The 18,688-nt window shown below is 66.3% G+C and carries 14 protein-coding genes and 5 tRNA genes; 2 read left to right on the top strand and 17 right to left on the bottom strand.

Annotation, left to right across the window (positions count from 1 at the left end; genetic code table 11):
• Positions 1 to 48: 48 nt before the first annotated feature.
• Positions 49 to 765 (top strand): LytR/AlgR family response regulator transcription factor, encoded by a 717-nt coding sequence (locus E0L17_RS08740; protein ID WP_167930853.1) that lies wholly within the window; start codon positions 49 to 51, stop codon positions 763 to 765.
• Positions 765 to 2,111 (top strand): sensor histidine kinase, encoded by a 1,347-nt coding sequence (locus E0L17_RS08735; RefSeq protein WP_167930852.1) that lies wholly within the window; start codon positions 765 to 767, stop codon positions 2,109 to 2,111. Before E0L17_RS08740 ends, E0L17_RS08735 begins: the two co-directional genes overlap by 1 nt.
• 399 nt (positions 2,112 to 2,510) lie before the next feature.
• Here E0L17_RS08735 and E0L17_RS08730 read toward each other — a convergent pair whose 3' ends face one another.
• The 17 genes from E0L17_RS08730 to rlmB form a co-directional block, all read right to left on the bottom strand.
• Positions 2,511 to 6,932, bottom strand: a complete 4,422-nt coding sequence (locus tag E0L17_RS08730; protein WP_167930851.1) for a DNA-directed RNA polymerase subunit beta' — start codon at positions 6,930 to 6,932, stop codon at positions 2,511 to 2,513.
• 5 nt (positions 6,933 to 6,937) lie between these two features.
• Entirely contained in the window at positions 6,938 to 10,456 is a 3,519-nt protein-coding gene (gene rpoB, locus E0L17_RS08725) for a DNA-directed RNA polymerase subunit beta (RefSeq protein ID WP_167930850.1), read from the bottom strand.
• 571 nt (positions 10,457 to 11,027) lie between these two features.
• Positions 11,028 to 11,408: a 50S ribosomal protein L7/L12 gene (rplL, locus tag E0L17_RS08720; RefSeq protein ID WP_075279228.1), complete on the bottom strand. Its 381-nt coding sequence runs from the start codon at positions 11,406 to 11,408 to the stop codon at positions 11,028 to 11,030.
• A 96-nt stretch (positions 11,409 to 11,504) separates the two neighbouring features.
• Positions 11,505 to 12,026, bottom strand: a complete 522-nt coding sequence (gene rplJ / locus E0L17_RS08715) for a 50S ribosomal protein L10 (RefSeq protein ID WP_075279227.1) — start codon at positions 12,024 to 12,026, stop codon at positions 11,505 to 11,507.
• A gap of 279 nt (positions 12,027 to 12,305) precedes the next feature.
• On the bottom strand, positions 12,306 to 13,013 hold the full coding sequence (rplA, locus tag E0L17_RS08710) for a 50S ribosomal protein L1 (protein ID WP_075279226.1): 708 nt from the start codon (positions 13,011 to 13,013) through the stop codon (positions 12,306 to 12,308).
• Positions 13,014 to 13,134: 121 nt separating this feature from the next.
• Positions 13,135 to 13,563, bottom strand: a complete 429-nt coding sequence (gene rplK / locus E0L17_RS08705) for a 50S ribosomal protein L11 (RefSeq protein ID WP_075279225.1) — start codon at positions 13,561 to 13,563, stop codon at positions 13,135 to 13,137.
• A gap of 92 nt (positions 13,564 to 13,655) precedes the next feature.
• A complete protein-coding gene (gene nusG / locus E0L17_RS08700; RefSeq protein WP_167930849.1) occupies positions 13,656 to 14,204 on the bottom strand; it encodes a transcription termination/antitermination protein NusG in 549 nt (182 codons plus the stop codon).
• Between the two features lie 2 nt (positions 14,205 to 14,206).
• Positions 14,207 to 14,596: a preprotein translocase subunit SecE gene (gene secE / locus E0L17_RS08695; protein WP_167930848.1), complete on the bottom strand. Its 390-nt coding sequence runs from the start codon at positions 14,594 to 14,596 to the stop codon at positions 14,207 to 14,209.
• Between the two features lie 70 nt (positions 14,597 to 14,666).
• Positions 14,667 to 14,742, bottom strand: a tRNA-Trp gene (locus E0L17_RS08690).
• A gap of 19 nt (positions 14,743 to 14,761) precedes the next feature.
• Positions 14,762 to 14,911 (bottom strand): 50S ribosomal protein L33, encoded by a 150-nt coding sequence (rpmG, locus tag E0L17_RS08685; protein ID WP_075279222.1) that lies wholly within the window; start codon positions 14,909 to 14,911, stop codon positions 14,762 to 14,764.
• 205 nt (positions 14,912 to 15,116) lie between these two features.
• Positions 15,117 to 16,322, bottom strand: coding sequence for an elongation factor Tu (gene tuf / locus E0L17_RS08680; protein WP_167930847.1), 1,206 nt, complete (start codon positions 16,320 to 16,322; stop codon positions 15,117 to 15,119).
• Between the two features lie 92 nt (positions 16,323 to 16,414).
• A tRNA-Met gene (locus E0L17_RS08675) sits at positions 16,415 to 16,491 on the bottom strand.
• Positions 16,492 to 16,518: 27 nt separating this feature from the next.
• A tRNA-Thr gene (locus E0L17_RS08670) sits at positions 16,519 to 16,594 on the bottom strand.
• Between the two features lie 3 nt (positions 16,595 to 16,597).
• A tRNA-Tyr gene (locus E0L17_RS08665) sits at positions 16,598 to 16,681 on the bottom strand.
• A 207-nt stretch (positions 16,682 to 16,888) separates the two neighbouring features.
• Positions 16,889 to 16,963 (bottom strand) — tRNA-Thr (locus tag E0L17_RS08660).
• 255 nt (positions 16,964 to 17,218) lie between these two features.
• Positions 17,219 to 17,758 carry an NYN domain-containing protein gene (locus tag E0L17_RS08655; RefSeq protein WP_167930846.1) on the bottom strand — a complete coding sequence of 180 codons (540 nt, stop codon included), beginning with the start codon at positions 17,756 to 17,758 and terminating at the stop codon, positions 17,219 to 17,221.
• Positions 17,751 to 18,674 carry a 23S rRNA (guanosine(2251)-2'-O)-methyltransferase RlmB gene (gene rlmB / locus E0L17_RS08650; protein ID WP_167930845.1) on the bottom strand — a complete coding sequence of 308 codons (924 nt, stop codon included), beginning with the start codon at positions 18,672 to 18,674 and terminating at the stop codon, positions 17,751 to 17,753. The genes E0L17_RS08655 and rlmB overlap by 8 nt, the downstream gene beginning before the upstream one ends.
• Between the last annotated feature and the right edge of the window lie 14 nt (positions 18,675 to 18,688).

Raw genomic sequence — 18,688 nt, 5'->3', positions numbered from 1 at the left:
ACAATTGAGATGAGCGCAAGGGCCCTGAACGAGCCGGCGGGAGGTGTCATGCACAAGGTTCTTATCGTCGAGGACTACGCAGACGAGGCGGAGGTCCTGAGTGACGCCGTCATGCGCTATGGCGAGAAGCACGGGCTTGAGTTCGAGATAGAGACGAGCCCGGTGGCAACGGCGCTGGCGCGCGGCAACCGCACGTTTGACCTCGTCTTCCTTGACATCGAGCTCCCGGGGATCAACGGCATGGAGGCGGCCGAGCTCATGCGCTCCTACGACCCGGATACGCCCCTCATCTTCACGACGAGCCTCGCCCAGTACGCGGTGCGCGGCTACGAGGTCGGCGCCGCGGGCTTCATCGTCAAGCCCGTCACGCAGCCCAAGCTCGAGATGGCGCTCGACAAGGTGGTGGGTCGGCTCAGCCGGGCCGGCGCGGGGAGAATCGTCCTCCAGGTGGGCGGGGGCGTTCGCGTGATTCCGCTCCACGAGCTCTACTACGTGGAGCTGCTCCGCCATGACCTCGCCTTCCACCTCACCACCGGCGACGAGCCCCTCATGCTCCGCGGGACCATCCGGCAGATTATGGAGGCGGCCGAGAAGGACGGGCCGCTGCTCCAGATCTCAAGCGGATGCGTCGTCAACATGGACTACGTGCGGCTCATGCAGGGATCGCGCGTCAGCATGGCCAACGGCGACCTCCTCCCGCTCAGCCGCTCGCGCCGCCGGGAGGCCATCGAGCGCTTCTCCTCCTACCTGGGAGGGACGCTCTGATGCCGGGCCTGCTCGGCCTCGTGCAGCGGGCCCTGCTCGTCAGTTTGCCGAACTTCCTCACCATCTTTGTGGCCATGGGCCTCTTCTGCGCGCTCTACCCGCTGAGGGCCGGCCGCTGGCGGCTTCTCGCGTGCGCCGGAACGTGTCTTGGCATCTCGTTTGCGAGCTCCCTTTTCCACACCACGGTCACGACCTGGGCCATCTCCCAGTTCGGCGACTTTGCCGCCGCGGCGGCCACCATCATGTTTTTCGTCGTGGTCCTTCTCGCCTGCGTGCCCATCGCCCGGATGGTCTTCGAGGTGAGCCTCTGGGATGCCGTATTCTGCTGCACGGCGGGCTATGCCCTGCAGAACCTCGCGCACTCCCTCTGGGAGACCCTGCGCTTCCTCACCGTGCCCGACCTCCCCTCCGACAATCCCCTCTCCGGCGCCTCCCAGCTTGCCGTTGCCGCCGTCGTCTTCCTGCTGGGATACCGCCTGCTCGTGCGACGCATCCATACCGACCGGCTGGAGGGCGAGGGCGATCGCCGAACGCTGCTCGTCCTTTTGGGCGTCATCGCCGTGAACATCGTCCTCGACACCTCGATCCGCGAGCTGTACGACATGGGCGCCCTTCCCGAGGAGGCCTTCCTGCTCCTCATGCTCGTGCAGCTCTTCATCTGCGCGCTCACGCTCTATCTTGACTACGAGATCCTCTACTCCAACCGCATGCGCGCCGACGCCGCGGCGACGCGTCAGCTCATGGCCGACGAGCGCCGTCAGTACGAGCTCTCGCGCGACACGATCGAGGCCATCAACGTGCGCTGCCATGACATCCGTCACCAGGTCCACTCCCTCTCGGGGAGGTCGGGCACCGGCGAGGAGTTCATGCGCAGCATCGATGGGCTCATCTCGATATACGATTCCGGGGTGCAGACCTCGAACCCCGCCCTCGACGTCATCCTCACCGAGAAGGGGCTGCTCTGCGGCCGCAAGGAAATCGAGCTCACGTGCTCGGCCAACGGCTCGATCCTGTCGTTCATGTCCGAGCAGGACGTCTACTCGCTCTTTGGCAACGCGCTCGACAACGCGATCGACGCGGCTGACGCCATCTCCGACCCCGAGCGCCGCCTCATCGACGTGAGCGTTCGTCGCATGGGCCAGATGGCCGTCATCCAGGTGCGCAACTTCTACGAGGGAGAGCTCAGGCAGGAGGGTGGCTCGCTCGGCAGCACCAAGGGCGGTGGCCTGCACGGCTATGGCACCAAGTCCATGCGGCTCGTCGCCGAGCGCTACGGCGGGTCGATCACCTTCGATGCCCGCGACGGGCTCTTCCGCGTCCACGTGCTGCTGCCCATCCCTGAATAGGGCCCGGGCCACCGCCCCGCTCGCATTTCTCTCCCCGCTTCGCCCGCGCCGCTGAGGACGCGCTGCTGATTTCGGGGTCGTGGCAATTCCCGCGCGCGGGGCGTTGCGCGGATGGGGGTTATGGCAATCGGCGCGGGGCGTCAACTGGGCGTTCTTCTCGCCCTGTTGCGCGGACGGGGGTTATGGCAGCCCAATCTCTGCCGCGACCCCCATCCGCGCAACGCCCCGACCTCATGAACTGCCACGACCCCGAAACCCGCAACGCACGTTGCGGTCGGCGACCTTCGGCCCACACGACACGGGGCGGCCCGGTTCTTCTCGCCCGGCGACTTCTGCGCGCAGCGCAGTGAGCCGGAGAGAAGAACCGGGCCGCCCCCTCAGGTGCGATGGAACGAGCGCCTACTCCTCGGTCTCCTGGCGGACCACCTGGGAGAGGAGGTCGTCGAGGGAGCCAAGGTCCTCGTTGATGATGCCCGAGTCGCTGGACGGGGCCTCCGAGCCGCCGATCAGCTCGTCGTCATCGAAGTGGTGCGTCGAGGGCGCGGCGGTGCCGAGCATGATGTCGGCGTCCGCGTCCGGCGAGAAGACCATGTTGAGGAGCTGGGAGAGGTCCTCGCTGTCAGCCTCGGAGTCATCGGGCTCCAGGATGTAGAGCAGGCCGCGGGCCTCGAGGCCGTCGCGGAGCTCCTCGATCGCCTTGGCGCCGATGCCGTCGATGCGCAGCAGGTCGTCCTCGGTCTTGCCGATGAGGTCGCCCACGGTCTCGATGCCCACCTCGCTGAACTTGTTGGTCCAGCGCTGCGAGACGCCGAGGTCGTCGAAGAGGTAGAGCTTGGCGTCCTCGCTGGAGAGCGTGCGGCCGTTCTTGGAGTACACGCCGCCGAAGCCGTAGTCATCGCCGACCCAGTCGAGCTGCTTGGGCAGCTGCTCCTCGATGTCCTTGAGCTCGTCGGGCGCCCACTCCGGCAGGCTCTTGGCGAGCGGCGAGGTGGGACCGTCGATCTTGGTGCCGTGGTAGGTGAGCTCCACGTTGTTGTAGGCGGAGAGGCCGGTGCCGGCGGGGATCTGCTTGCCCACGATGACGTTGGACTTGAGGTCGAGCAGGTGGTCGATGTCGCCCTCGATGGCGGCCTCGGTGAGGACGCCGGCGGTGCGGATGAACGACGCGCTCGAGAGCCAGGAGTCGATGCTCGAGGCGACCTTGAGCGTACCGAGGATGACGGGCTCGGCCTCGGGCGGGGTGCCGCCGGCCAGCGTCACGTTGCGCACGGTGTCGGCGAACACGTAGCGGTCAACGTACTGGCCGAGCAGGTACTGGGAGTCGCCCGGGTTGGTCACCTGGACGCGGCGCAGCATCTGGCGAGCGATGACCTCGATGTGCTTGTCGTTGAGGTCGACGCCCTGGGAGGTGTAGACGTCCTTGACCGACTCGACGAAGGTGTGCATCGTCGACTCGATGTCCGTCAGGCGGCGCAGCTTGCGGAAGTTGACGAAGCCGCGGGTGATCTGGTCGCCGGCGCGGACCACGACACCGTCCTCGACGTCCGGCATGAAGCGCACGGACGCGGGCACGCGCCACTCCTCGATGATGCGGCTCGGGTCCTCCGTGTCGACGATGCGCAGGAGGTACTCGGTCTGCTCGGGGGTGATGCGCAGGGTGCCGGAGACGGGCGCGAGGTCGGCCTCGCGGCCGAGGATCTTCTCGTTGACGTTGCCGACGACGTCGAACATGCGGGCGACCGTGGGAAGGCCCTGCGTGATGTCGTCAGCGCCCGCGACGCCACCGGAGTGAATGGTGCGCATCGTGAGCTGGGTGCCCGGCTCGCCGATGGACTGGGCGGCGATGACGCCGACCGCGGTGCCGATGTTGACCGGGCGACGGGTGGAGAGGTCCCAGCCGTAGCACTTCTGGCAGACGCCGTACTTGGATTTGCAGGTGAGCAGCGCACGAAGCTCAACGCGCTTGAGGCCGTGCTCGACGAGCATCTCGAGGTCGGCCTTGGACTCGATGTAGCCGTCCTTGGCGATGAGCACCTCGCCGGTGGCGGGGTCGACGATGTCGTTGAGCGCGCAGCGGCCCACGAGGTCGGTGTCCACGGAGGTCTGGCCCGGCTTGATCAGCGGGTAGGTGACGCCCTCGTCGGTGCCGCAGTCCTCCTCGCGGACGATGACGTCCTGGGCCACGTCGACGAGACGACGGGTCAGGTAGCCGGAGTCGGAGGTGTGCGACGCGGTGTCGACGAGGCCCTTGCGGGCGCCGTAGGTGGAGATGAAGTACTCGAGCGGCTCGAGGCCCTCGCGGAAGTTGGCCTTGATCGGCAGGTCGATCGTGTCGCCGGACATGTCCGCCATGAGGCCGCGCATGCCGGCGAGCTGACGGAGCTGCGTCTTGGAGCCACGGGCGCCGGAGTCGGCCATCATGTAGATGGGGTTGTCCTCGGCAAAGCCCGCGAGCATCTCGGTGGCGAGGAGGTCGGTGCACTCGGTCCACGCGTTGACGACCTCGGTGTGACGCTCCACCTCGGAGAGGAAGCCGTCCTCGTAGTACTCGTTGATCTCGTCGACGCGGCCCTGCGCCTCCTCGAGGAGCTGGGGCTTGTCGGCCGGGATCGTGGCGTCCCACACGGAGACGGTGAGGCCCGCGAGCGTGGCGTAGTGGAAGCCGGTCTCCTTGATGGCGTCGAGGATCGGCTCGACCTCGGCCGTGGAGTAGCGGTCGCAGCAGTCGTTGACCAGCGCGCCGATGTCGCTCTTCACCATCTTGTAGTTGATGAAGGGGTAGTCGGCCGGCAGGCACTGACGGTTGAAGATGATGCGGCCCGGCGTGGTCTCGAAGCGCGCGGTGTGCTCGGTGACGTCGAAGTCCTCGTACTGGCCCTTGGCGGTGAGCACGCGGAAGATCTTGCGGTCGCCCTCGACGACGTTGGCGTCGGCGGCGGAGACGCGCACGATGACCGGCTCCTGGATGCCCAGGCCGCGCTTCATGTCGATGGCGAGAAGGGCGTCGTCGAAGTCGGCGAAGACCTGGGTCTCGTCGTTCTTCTCGCCCGTCTCGGTGGTGAGGTAGTAGGCGCCGAAGACCATGTCCTGGGACGGCACGGTCAGCACCTTGCCGGAGGCCGGCGAGCGCAGGTTGTTGGAGGACAGCATGAGGACGCGGGCCTCGGTCTGCGCCTGCGTGGAGAGCGGCACGTGCACGGACATCTGGTCGCCGTCGAAGTCGGCGTTGAAGGGGGCGCACACGAGCGGGTGCAGGTGGATGGCCTTGCCCTCAACGAGAACCGGCTCGAAGGCCTGGATGGAGAGGCGGTGCAGCGTAGGGGCGCGGTTGAGCAGGACCAGGCGATCCTGGACGACCTCCTCGAGCACGTCCCAGACGGCCGGCAGCTGGCGGTCGATCGCGCGCTTGGCGCCCTTGATGTTCTCCACCTTGCCGAGCTCGACGAGGCGGCGCATCACGAACGGCTTGAAGAGCTCGAGGGCCATCTGCGTGGGCAGGCCGCACTGGTGCAGCTTCAGCTTGGGATCGACGACGATGACCGAGCGGCCGGAGTAGTCGACGCGCTTGCCGAGCAGGTTCTGGCGGAAGCGGCCCTGCTTGCCCTTGAGGGCCTCGGCGAGCGACTTCAGCGGACGCCCGCCGCGCCCGGTGACGGGGCGGCCGCGACGGCCGTTGTCGAAGAGCGCGTCCACGGACTCCTGGAGCATGCGCTTCTCGTTGTTGACGATGATCGCCGGGGCGTCGAGGTCGAGCAGGCGCTTCAGGCGGTTGTTGCGGTTGATCACGCGACGGTAGAGGTCGTTCAGGTCAGACGCCGCGAAGCGGCCGCCGTCGAGCTGCACCATCGGGCGCAGGTCGGGCGGGATGACCGGGATGACGTCGAGGATCATGTTGGCCGGGTCGTTGCCGCCCTTGAGGAAGGCGTCGACGATCTCCAGGCGCTTGATGGCCTTCTCGCGCTTCTGCTTCTGGGCGTCCTCGGAGGCGATGATCTGGCGCAGGGTCTGGGCCTCGGACTCGAGGTCGATGCCGCGCAGCAGCTCGCGCACGGCCTCGGCGCCCATGCCGCCCTTGAAGTAGATGCCGTAGTAGCGCTTGAGCTCGGAGAAGAGGCTCTCGTCGGAGATGAGCTCGCGCTCCTCGAGCTGCATGAACTTCTCGTAGGCGTCGCGGCGGAGCGCCTTCTCCTCCTCGTACTCCTCCTCGAGGTCGGCGATGCCGGCGCGGATCTCGTCGGCCGAGAGCGGCTCGATGTCGCTGAACTCGTCGTCGGAGGCCTCGCCCTGCTCCTTCAGGCGCTCGATCTGCTCGTCGCGCTCGGCGTCGAGCTCCTCGAGGTCGGCGGCCAGCTCCTCCTTGAGGTCGTCGGCGTCGGCCTCGCGGGCCTCGGTGTCGACGTTGGTGATGATGTAGCTGGCGAAGTACAGGACCTTCTCGAGGTCCTTGCTCTTGATGTCGAGCAGGCGCGCGAGCGGGAAGCTCGTGGGGCTCTTGAAGTACCAGATGTGGCTCACGGGGGCAGCGAGCTCGATGTGGCCCATGCGCTCGCGGCGCACCTTGGCCGTGGTCACCTCAACGCCGCAGCGCTCGCAGACGATGCCGCGGAAGCGGATGCCCTTGTACTTGCCGCAGGCGCACTCCCAGTCCTTGGTGGGGCCGAAGATCTTCTCGCAGAACAGGCCGTCCTTCTCGGGCTTGAGGGTGCGGTAGTTGATGGTCTCGGGCTTCTTGACCTCGCCCTGCGACCAGCTGCGGATGCGGTCGGCAGAGGCAAGGGAGATCTTGATGGCGTCGAAGTCGGTGGTGTCGAAGTCTGCCACAGTCGCTACTCCTTATCGCTCTTCACGTCGCCAGCGAGAACGGCGTCGGCGTTGTCGAGGTCATCGTCCGAGCCGATGAGGTCATCGGCGGGCGCCATGTCGGCGAAGACGTCCACGGCGCTCTCGGCAGCGGCCTCCTCCTGCTCCTGGGCGGCGCGGTCGGCGCGCTTCTTGTAGGAGATGGGCTCGATGTCCAGGGCCAGGGAGCGGATCTCCTTGACGAGGACCTTGAAGGACTCCGGGATGCCGGCGGACGGCACGTTCTCGCCCTTGACGATGGACTCGTAGGTCTTGACGCGGCCGTTGGTGTCGTCGGACTTGACGGTGAGGATCTCCTGGAGGACGTTGGCCGCGCCGTAGGCGTAGAGGGCCCACACCTCCATCTCGCCGAAGCGCTGGCCGCCGAACTGGGCCTTGCCGCCGAGCGGCTGCTGGGTGACGAGGCTGTAGGGGCCGGTCGAGCGCGCGTGGATCTTGTCGTCGACCATGTGGCCGAGCTTCAGGATGTAGCTCGTGCCCACGGTGATCGGGCTCGCGAAGGGCTCGCCGGTGCGGCCGTCGTAGAGGGTGGTCTTGCCGAGCTCGTTCAGCTGCGGGACGAACTCCTCGCGCATGTGCTCGCCGTAGTCCATGCGGGCCTTGTTCATGAGGTTGATGTTCGTGCGGCGCAGGAGCTCAGCGACCTCCTCGTCGGTGGCGCCGTCGAAGACAGGCGTGGCCACGTTGATCGGGCCGGGCACGTAGCGCTCGGAGTTCTCCGACTCGTCGTCCCAGCCGTGGGCGGCACCCCAGCCGAGGTGGCACTCGAGGAGCTGGCCGACGTTCATACGGGACGGGACGCCCAGCGGGTCGAGAAGGACGTCGACGGGCGTGCCGTCGGCCATGTAGGGCATGTCCTCCACGGGCAGGACGTTGCAGACGACGCCCTTGTTGCCGTGGCGGCCGGCGATCTTGTCGCCCTGCTGGATCTTGCGGCGCTGCGCGACGAAGACGCGGACGAGCTCGTTGACGCCCGGCGGGAGGTCGTCGCCGGCCTCGCGGCTGAAGCGGACCACGTCCACGACGCGGCCGTAGGCGCCGTGCGGCATCTTGAGGGAGGTGTCGCGCACGTCGTGGGCCTTGGCGCCGAAGATGGCGCGGAGCAGGCGCTCCTCGGCCGTGAGGGCCGTCTCGCCCTTGGGCGTGACCTTGCCCACGAGGATGTCGCCAGGGCCGACCTCGGCGCCGATGCGGATGATGCCGTCATCGTCGAGGTTGGCGAGCATGTCCTCGGAGAGGTTGGGGATCTCGCGGGTGATCTCCTCGGGGCCGAGCTTGGTGTCGCGGGCGTCGATCTCGTGGCGGGAGATGCTCACCGAGGTGAGGAGGTCCTCCTGCACGACGCGCTCGGAGACGATGATGCCGTCCTCGTAGTTGAAGCCCTCCCACGGCATGTAGGCCACGGTGAGGTTGGCACCGAGGGCGAGCTCGGAGTGGTCGATCGAGGTGCCGTCGGCGAGCGGCTGGCCCGCCTCGACCTTCTCGCCCGCGCGCACGATCGGGCGGTGGTTGATGCACGTGGACTGGTTGGAGCGCTCGTACTTGGGGAGGTCGTAGCGCTCGGAGCCGTACTCGTCGGAGTAGACGACCACGTGGGCGGCGTCGACCTCGGAGACAGTGCCGGCGTGCGCGGCGCGGATGAGCTCGCCGGAGTCGAGCGCGGCGCGCTCCTCCATGCCGGTGCCGACGAACGGGGCGTGCGCCTTGATCAGGGGCACGGCCTGACGCTGCATGTTGGCGCCCATGAGGGTACGCTTGGCGTCGTCGTGCTCAAGGAACGGGATGAGGTTGGCGGCCACGGAGAGCAGCTGGCGCGGGGAGACGTCCATGTAGTCGACGTCCTCGACGGCGACCTGCGCAGGAGCGCCGAAGGAGCCGTCGAAGTCGCGGGTGCGGGCGATGACGCGCTCGGGGTGCGTCACGTTGCCGTGGGAGTCGACCTCCACGAACTCGCCGGTCTTGGGGTCGAACGGCGTGTTGGCGGGGGCGATGTTGTGCACCTCCTCCTCGTCGGCCGTCATCCAGTCGATCTTGTCGGTGACCTTGCCGTCCTCGACGCGGCGGTACGGCGACTCGATGAAGCCGTACTCGTTGACGTGGGCGTAGAGGGCGAGCGAGCCGATGAGGCCGATGTTCGGGCCCTCGGGGGTCTCGATCGGGCACATGCGGGAGTAGTGCGAGTTGTGGACGTCGCGGACGGCCGTCGGCACGTTGGTGCGGCGGCTGGAGCCGGACTTGTGGCCGGCGAGGCCGCCCGGGCCGAGCGCCGAGAGGCGGCGCTTGTGGGTGAGGCCGGCCAGCGGGTTGGCCTGGTCCATGAACTGCGAGAGCTGCGAGGAGCCGAAGAACTCCTTGATGGCCGCCACGATCGGGCGGATGTTGATCAGGCTCTGCGGCGTGATGTCGTCAACGTCCTGGGACGCCATGCGCTCGCGCACGACGCGCTCCATGCGGCTCATGCCGATGCGGAACTGGTTCTGGACCAGCTCGCCCACGGTGCGGACGCGGCGGTTGCCGAAGTGGTCGATGTCGTCGAGGCGCTTGGTGGTGTCACCGGCGTGGAGGGCCAGCAGGTAGCGCAGGGACTCGACGATGTCCTCCTGCGTGAGCACGCGGGCGGAGGACTCGAGGTCGAGGCCGAGCTTCTTGTTGACCTTGTAGCGGCCGACGCGAGCGAGGTCGTAGCGCTGCTCGTTGAAGTAGAGGCCGTCGATGAGCGAGCGGGCGGAGTCCACGGTGGGGGGCTCGCCGGGGCGCTGGCGACGGTAGATCTCGAGCAGGGCGTCCTCGCGGGTGGTGGCGGTGTCGCGCTCGAGCGTGTTGCGCACGACGTCGGAGTCGCCGAGGAGCGAGAGAATCTCGTCGTCCGTCTCGGCGATGCCGAGGGCGCGCAGGAACATCGTCGCGGACTGGCGGCGCTTGCGGTCGATGGAGACCACGAGGTGGCCGCGCTTGTCGACCTCGAACTCGAGCCATGCGCCACGGGCGGGGATGAACTGCGCCTTGTGGACGCGCACGCCGTTGTCCATCTCGGAGGCGAAGTACACGCCCGGGGAGCGGACGAGCTGGGAGACCACGACGCGCTCGGTGCCGTTGATCACGAAGGTGCCGCGCTCGGTCATGAGCGGGAAGTCGCCCATGAAGACGAGCTGCTCCTTCATCTCGCCGGTCTCCTTGTTGACGAAGCGCACGTCAACGAAGAGGGGGGCCTGGTAGGAGATGTCCTTCGCGCGGCACTCGGCGATGGTGTGCGCCGGATCGCCGAACTGGTGGTCACCAAAGGTGACCTGCAGGGTGTGCGCGGAGTTCTCGATCGGGGAGAACTCGGCGAAGGACTCGGCAAGCCCCTCCCCCATGAACCGCTCGAAGGACTCCTTCTGAACGGAGATGAGGTTCGGCAGCTCCATCGCCGGGGCGATCTTGCTGAAGGTCTTGCGTCCGGTCGTTCCTTGTGGTTTGGTAAGAGCAGTCTTTGCGGTAGACACCAGGCTTTTCCTCCTTCAAAAAGGGTGGAAGGCGGCAATTGTCGCAACGTAATAAGTTACCGAAACCACCTGGCATGGTCAATGAAAAGTCTTGACTTGACTACCGTTTTCGAGTAGGTTTTCGCAGATACCCCTTTGAGCTGCATAAATGCGATGACGAGAAGAACCTCGATGTGAAGGTTCGGTGTTTGCCCGCCGCTCGACGTTCTTCTCGCCGTCAGCGGGCCTCTCGTCGTGGCGGCCGACCGGCCGTGGCCCGTGGCGGCCCGCCCCCATCCTTCCCCGTTGGCAGATCTGGGGTTATGGCAATCTCGCCGCGTTCGGCGTTGCCCAATCCGGGGTCGTGGCAGCGATCGGCCTGCCACGACCCCGGATTCCGCAACATGCCGAGAAGAACTCCCTGTTGGCGCCTCGTCCTGCTTGCCATAAGCCCCAAAACGCCAACGCCGCCGGCTCGGGAATTGCCACAACCCCCAACCGCGCAACGCGTGCGGGCACTCACGCAAAAAGGGGCCGGACCCGAAGGTCCGACCCCTTGTCTGCGCTGAGCGCGTAACCCGAGCAAGCGAACTTACTTGAGGGTGACGGTGGCGCCGGCCTCCTCGAGCTGCTTCTTGGCGGCCTCGGCGTCCTCCTTCTTGGCGCCCTCGAGAACGGCCTTCGGGGCGCTCTCGACGACCTCCTTGGCCTCCTTGAGGCCGAGGCTGGTCAGGGCACGGACGACCTTGATGACGGCGATCTTGTTGTCGCCGAAGCCCTCGAGCACGACGTCAAAGTTGGTCTTCTCCTCCTCCTCGGCGGCAGCGGCGGCCGGAGCGGCGGCCACGGCGGCGACGGGGGCGGCGGCGGAGACGCCGAAGGTCTCCTCGATGGCCTTGACGAGCTCGGAAGCCTCGAGCAGGGTCATCTCCTTGAGGGCGTCAATGATCTCCTCGGTGGTAAGCTTAGCCATTTCTGTTTCCTTTCGGTCCCGTGCGGCGTGCACGGATTGCTTTTGCGTGTGCGGGGCTGACGCCCCGGGTCCGCGGCGTGATGCCGCAGGTTGCCGCTAGGCGGCCTGCTTCTGCTCGGAGACAGCGTTGACGGAGCGCGCGAGGCCAGCGGGGACCTCCTTGACGCACACGGCGATGTCGCGGGCGAAGCCGCTGATGAGACCAGCGATCTGAGCCATGAGCTGCTCGCGGTTGGGCAGGTCGGCGTAGGCCTTGGCCTCGTCGGCAGTAAGGGCCTTGCCATCGGCGATGGCGCCGACGAACGCCATCTTCTTGAGCTTCTCGGACTGCTCCTTGATGACCTTGGCGGCATCGACGGGGTCCTTCTCATAGAAGACGTAGGCGCAGGTGCCGGCGAGCGCGTCGTCGATGTTGGGCAGCCCGGCGTTCTCGAGCGCGAGCTTGACGATGTTGTTCTTGTACACCTTCATCTCGGCGCCCGCCTCGCGCAGCGCGCGACGAACCTCCTGGGTCTCCTTGACGGAGAGGCCACGGTAGTCGACGACGAACACGCCCTGGGAGGACTCCAGCGAGTGGGAGACCTTCTCGAGCATCTCGACATTGGACTTGGACGGCATGTAGTACACCTCCTTCTCTCTGCGGTCGGGCATGCCGCCGACGCGGGCGGGCCTTCCGCATGAGAAGACCCCGTTCGGCACAGCCAAAGCGGGGTCCTCGAAGATGCTATCTCTGAGACCACCTCGGCAGGCGGGTTACCCCTTTGAGCCTTGCGGCACCGGCTGTCTTTGGCAGCGGACATGCGATGTTCTTCACACAGGACGGGCGTCCTGCGCGTGACATTCTGTCACGACGCCGGACGCCCGTCAAGCAGACACAGGAACTTCAAACGAGAAGAACTACTCCTCCATGAGGTTGCGGGTCTTGGTGGAGTCGACCTTGATGCCAGGGCCCATCGTGGTGGAGACGACGACGGACTTGACGTACTTGCCCTTGGCGCTGGACGGCTTCACGCGGAGCAGCTCGTTGATGAGCGCGCCGTAGTTCTCGACGAGCTTCTGGGTGTCGAAGGACACCTTGCCCATCGGGACGTGGCAGATGCCGTAGCGGTCGGCGCGGTACTCGACGCGGCCGGCCTTGAGCTCGCCGACCATCTTGGCGACGTCCATGGTGACGGTGCCGAGCTTGGGGTTCGGCATGAGGCCGCGGGGGCCGAGGATCTTGCCGAGACGGCCGACCTTGCCCATCATGTTGGGCGTGGCGATGGCGGCGTCGAAGTTCAGCTCGCCAGCCTGGACCTGGGCCACGAGATCGTCGGAGCCGATGACGTCGGCGCCGGCGGCCTCGGCCTCGCGGGCCTTCTCGCCCTCGGCGAAGACGGCGACGCGCACGGTCTTGCCGGTGCCGTGGGGCAGCGCGATGGAGCCGCGGACGTTCTGGTCGGCCTTGCGGGTGTCGACGCCGAGGCGGACGTGGACCTCGACGGTCTCGTCGAACTTGGCGGGGGCGAGCTCCTTGGCGAGCTCCATGGCCTCCTTCGGGGAGTAGAGCTTGGTGCTCTCGACCTTCTCCGCGGCGGCCTTGTAGTTCTTTCCGTGCTTAGGCATGTTGCTACCTCCTGTGGTCAACGGGCTTCTTGCCCTCCCACATCGTGCGTGCAAAGGGGACAGTCCCTTTTGCACGGTGAAAGCGTGCAAAAGGGACTGTCCCCTTTGCACGCACGAAACGCTACTCGGCGATGGTGACGCCCATGGAGCGGGCGGTGCCGGCGACGATCTTCTTGGCGGCCTCGATGTCGTTGGCGTTGAGGTCCGGCATCTTGATCTCGGCAATCTTGGTGAGCTGCTCCTGGGTGAGCTGGCCGACCTTGTCGCGCTGGGGCACGCCGGAGCCGCTCTTGAGGCCGAGCTCCTTCTTGATGAGCTGCGCCGCGGGCGGGGTCTTGCAGACGAAGTCAAAGGAGCGATCCTCGTAGACGGTGATCTCGACGGGGATGATGTCGCCCTGCTTGTCCTGCGTGGCGGCGTTGAAGGCCTGGCAGAACTGCATGATGTTGACCTGGGCGGCGCCGAGGGCGGGGCCGACGGGAGGCGCGGGGTTGGCCGCACCGGCCGGGATCTGGAGCTTGATGAAGGCAGTGACCTTCTTCTTTGCCATGGTTCTTCTCCTTGAAGACGTGTCGGGTCGTACTATGTGTGCGCCGCGTCCGAGAAGCTATCCTCACCGATACCGGACGGGCGGGAACTCCGCTAGGCGATGACGGAGATCTGGTCGAGCGTGAGCTCGACGGGGGTCTCGCGGCCAAAGATGGTGAGCATGACCTTGACCTTGCCGGACTCGGGCATGACCTCGGAGATCTGGCCGTCGAAGTCGGCAAGCGGGCCGGAGAGCACGTGGACCGCCTGGCCGACCTCGAGGTTGGTGGCGACGCGCTTGGGAACGGCCGTGGTAGTGCCGCGAGAGCCGCCGCGGCGCATGATCTTGTCGAACTCGTCGCGACGAAGCGGCGTCGGCTTGCCGTCCAGCCCCACGAACCCGGTCACGCCCGGGGTGTTGCGCACCACGGCCCAGGTGTTGTCGTCAACCTCCATACGGACGAGGACGTAGCTCGGGAAGACCTTGGACTCCTTGGTCTCGCGCTTGCCGCCGTCCTTGATCTCCGTGACCTCCTCGGTCGGAATCTGGATGTCGACGACCTTGTCCTCGAGGCCATAGGTCTCGATGCGGTGCTCAAGGTCAGCCTTGACCTTGTTCTCGTAACCAGAGTAGGTGTGAATCACGTACCAACGCTTAGCCATGCCTACCCCCTGAGACCAGTGAAGCCGATAAGAGCGGCGACGATGCCGGAGTCAACGAGCCAAATGACGATGCCAAAGACGATGAGCATGGCGATGATGGCCACCGAGTAGCTCATGAGCTCGTCGCGAGAGGGCCACACCACGCGGCGCATCTCGGAGCGGACGTCGCCGAGGTAGTTCCGCAGGCGACGGAAAAGGCCGGGCTTCTTGTCCGACTTCTTCTCGTCCTTCTTCGCGGGCTTCTTCTCGGCCTTGACGACCTCCTTGGCCGGCTTCTTGCCGTCGGAGCCGGCAGAACCCTGCGCAGAGGCAGCCTGGGCGGCCTCGACGCGGGCGCGCTCCTCGGCACGGGCCTTGCGGACGCTCCTCTTGTTACGGTCCTTGTTCGCCATCCGTCGACTCCTAGAAACGGGCCTTACATGGAAACCGGCTATCCCCGAAGGGAAAGCCGGTGGTGAAATCTGGCAGGCCAGGAAGGACTCGAACCCTCAACAAACGGTTTTGGAGACCGCCGCTCTACCATTGGAGCTACTGGCCTGTGATGAAAACCCACCTAGTTAGCGGGTCTCCCTGTGAAGCGTGTGCTTCTTGCACCACGGGCAGTACTTCTTGAGCTGCATACGGTCCGGGTTGTTGGACTTGTTCTTGTCCGTGGTGTAGTTGCGGCGCTTGCACTCGGTGCACGCGAGGGTAACTAGAGTACGCATTGATCCTCCTGAAGAGCTTCTCGTTGGAGGGAGTTTCCCTCGAACGCGGTGCGGTGGTAAACACTACCAGTACCGCAGCCATTCTGTCAACCTCGCACGAGGCGAGAAGAACGAATCACAAAACCGTCAAATATCTTGGCGGATTCGAGCGAAAAAAGGACCCGGTACCAGAGGGTACCGGGTCCAAGAGTCTCTTCCTGGGAAGTTACTCGATGATGGTGGAGATACGGCCGTCGCCGACGGTGTGGCCGCCCTCACGGATGGCGAACTTGTCGCCCTGCTCCATGGCGATGGCGTGGATGAGCTCGGCGGTGATGGTCACGTGGTCGCCCGGCATGGCCATCTCGACCTTGGTGCCGTTGGAGTCGGTAAGCTCCTGGATGTCGCCCGTGATGTCCGTGGTGCGGAAGTAGAACTGCGGACGATAGCCGGCGAAGAACGGGGTGTGACGGCCGCCCTCCTCCTTGGTCAGGACGTAAATCTCACCGGTGAACTTCTTGTGCGGGTCAACGGAGCCCGGCTTGCAGATGACCTGGCCGCGCTCGATGTCCTCGCGCTTGATGCCGCGGAGGAGGATGCCGACGTTATCGCCAGCCTCGCAGAAGTCCATGGTCTTGCGGAACATCTCGATGCCGGTGGCAACGGAGGTCTGCTTCTCACGGATGCCGACAATCTCGACGGGGTCGTTGAGCTTGAGCTGGCCACGCTCGACACGACCGGTGGCGACGGTGCCGCGGCCGGAGATGGTCATGACGTCCTCGATAGCCATCAGGAACGGCTTGTCGTTGTCACGCGGCGGGGTCGGGATGTACTCGTCGACGGCGTGCATGAGCTCGATGATGGAGTCGACCCACTTCTGCTCGCCGTTGAGGGCGCCGAGGCCGGAGCCGCGGATGATGGGGAGGTCGTCTCCGGGGAAGCCGTACTCGGAGAGGAGGTCACGGGTCTCCATCTCAACGAGGTCGATGAGCTCCTCGTCGTCAACCATGTCGCACTTGTTCAGGAAGACGATGATGTAGGGGACGCCGACCTGACGGGCGAGAAGGATGTGCTCGCGGGTCTGGGCCATGGGGCCGTCGGTGGCGGCGATGACCAGGATCGCGCCGTCCATCTGAGCAGCGCCGGAAATCATGTTCTTGATGTAGTCGGCGTGGCCCGGGCAGTCGACGTGAGCGTAGTGGCGCTCCCAAGTCTCGTACTCGATGTGGGCAACGTTAATGGTGATGCCGCGCTGACGCTCCTCGGGAGCCTTGTCGATGTTCTCGAAGGCGGTGTAGTCGGCCTTGCAGCCCTCGGTCTCAGAGAGGACCTTGGTGATGGCCGCGGTCGTGGTGGTCTTGCCGTGGTCGACGTGACCAATCGTACCGATGTTTACGTGGGGCTTAGAACGATCGAACTTCTCCTTGGCCATTGCCATCCTCCTTTTGGAACCAACCTGTTCGGCCATCCCGTAGTGCTAACGCGTTCTTATGGTAAGCGGCGCCGAAGCGCCGCTAAGAACTCTGGTACCGGTGACTGGACTCGAACCAGTGACATCGCGGGTATGAGCCGCGTGCTCTAACCAACTGAGCTACACCGGCGTGGTGCCGTACGACTGAAAGAGGGAATGGAGCCCGCGACCGGATTTGAACCGGTGACCTCTTCGTTACCAACGAAGTGCTCTACCGACTGAGCTACACGGGCGGATGGTGGGGATGCTTGGACTCGAACCAAGGAACCCAGAGGGAGCGGATTTACAGTCCGCCGCAGTTGCCGCTGTGCCACATCCCCATTCCGTTTTCAGCCACCCACAAGGCGCTTTCTCCCCTGCGAGCGGAAGATAGATTACGCCGGAGAAAAAAACTTGTCAACGTATACCCCGTAGCCGGGCGTCTCTATACTCACGAGTTGCACACATCCGCAGGTCAGAATGGTCCTTCGTGGCGCTTTATACGCAACGAGGCCGCAGCGCATGACGCAACGGCCTCGAATCCTTTCTGGAGCCGGCAGAGGGAGTCGAACCCCCAACCCACGGTTTACAAAACCGTTGCTCTGCCATTGAGCCATGCCGGCGTGTCAGTACATGATAGCGGGTTGGTCGTGCGGCGAGAAGTGCGTTCTTCTCGCCGACGCCTTTGCGTACCCGGGCCGGCACTCATGAGTGCCGGCCCGGGAGTGCGGGCTGAGGCGACGGCCCAGGGCATCGAGTGCCGGCTCTTTCCTGCCGTTTGGCGAGAAGTGCCGGCCGGCAGAGGGCGTTGTGCCCGCACTTATGAGTGCGGGCTAGAAGTGCCGGCTGGGCCCAGGGAGAAGGGCACCGGGAGAGCCTCACCCGCGCAGGAGGCGCCAGAGCTTCTCGCGGGCGGCCGGATCGATGCGGTCCTCCAGGCGCATGTGCTGCGTCTGGCGCTCGGCGTTGGCCTGCTCGTACTCCGCGGTCAGCTGGTTCACGTCGGCAACGAGGACGTCGCTCGAGATTCGCGTCACGGGCACGCCGCCCACCGTCGCGCGGATCGTGCGGTCCGAGGTCACCACGGTCACCGCCCGCGGCAGCAGGCGCTGCTCGGTCACGATCCGCTCTATGACCGCGTCCGCGGACTCGCCGGTGCGCGAGAAGACCATGCGCACGCCGGCCTTGGAGAGGTCGGGCCGCTCCGGGGAGACGTTTCCGGCCGCGTCGAACACGATCACCGGCTCGTAGCGCCCCTTGGCATAGGCTGCCACGTCAGCGACGAGCAAGTCGCGGGCCTGCTCGAAGGGGTCGCCCGCAACGGTCTCGTCCATGCGGGCGAGATAGCGGGCCGACTTGAAGATCACGTTGTAGCCGTCCACCACGAGCAGCTCGCGGGAGCCCTCCAGGCTAGGCATCCGCCCCACCCGTCTCGACGCGCCGCAGCCACTCGTAGCAGAGCACGGTCGTGGCCTGGGCGACGTTCAGCGACTCCACACGGCCCCGCTGCGGAAGACGGCAGGCAAAGTCGCACTTCTCGGCAACCAGGCGCGAGATGCCCTCTCCCTCGGAGCCCATGACCAGGGCCAGGCGACCGCCCACGGGCGCGTGCCAGACGTCCTGCTCGGCATGCTCGGTCGCGGCGCAGGCCCAGAAGCCCGCGGCCTGGAGATCCTCGATGGCACGGGCGAGGTTGGGCACCTGCGCGATGGGCAGGTGCATGACGGCGCCGGCGGAGGTCTTGTACGCGCCCACGCCCACGGAGGCGCTCCTCGCCTTGGCCACGACGACGCCCGCCGCGCCCACGACCTCGGCCGTGCGCACGATGGCGCCGAAGTTGCCCTGGTCGGTCACGTGGTCGAGCACCACCACGAGGGCGTCGCCCTCCCCCGCCGCAGCGATCACGTCGGAGAGCTCGGCATACTCAAAGGGGCGCGTGCGCACCACGACGCCCTGGTGCGCGCCGTGGCTCGACAGCGCGTCAAGCCGGCCGCGCGGCACCCGCTCCACGGGGACGCCGGCATCCTCCAGGCGCGCGGCGATCCTCTCGAGCGCCTGGTCACGCTCGCCGGAGCGCTCCTGCACGAGGGCGCTCCTCAGCGGCATGCCGCACCCGAGCGCCTCCTCGACGGCGCGACGCCCCTCGATGAGGTCGCCCCTGTCGCGGAGCTGCGGGCCGCGCCGCGCCGCGCCCGGGAACGGACGAGGCCCGCGGCCCTTCTCGCCCCGCGTGGCCCTGCCCTTGGGCCCACCTGGGCGAGGCGCCTGCGCGCGCCCCTTGCCCTTGCCGCCGCGGACGTCGCGGCCCGGCGTGCGTGACTGGTTCTTTGCCATACGACTCTCCCCTT

The organism is Olsenella sp. SW781 (genome assembly GCF_012027725.1).
Classification (GTDB): domain Bacteria; phylum Actinomycetota; class Coriobacteriia; order Coriobacteriales; family Atopobiaceae; genus Thermophilibacter.
Note: the sequence above shows the minus strand (reverse complement) of the source record. Positions and strands in the feature narration are given on the sequence as shown.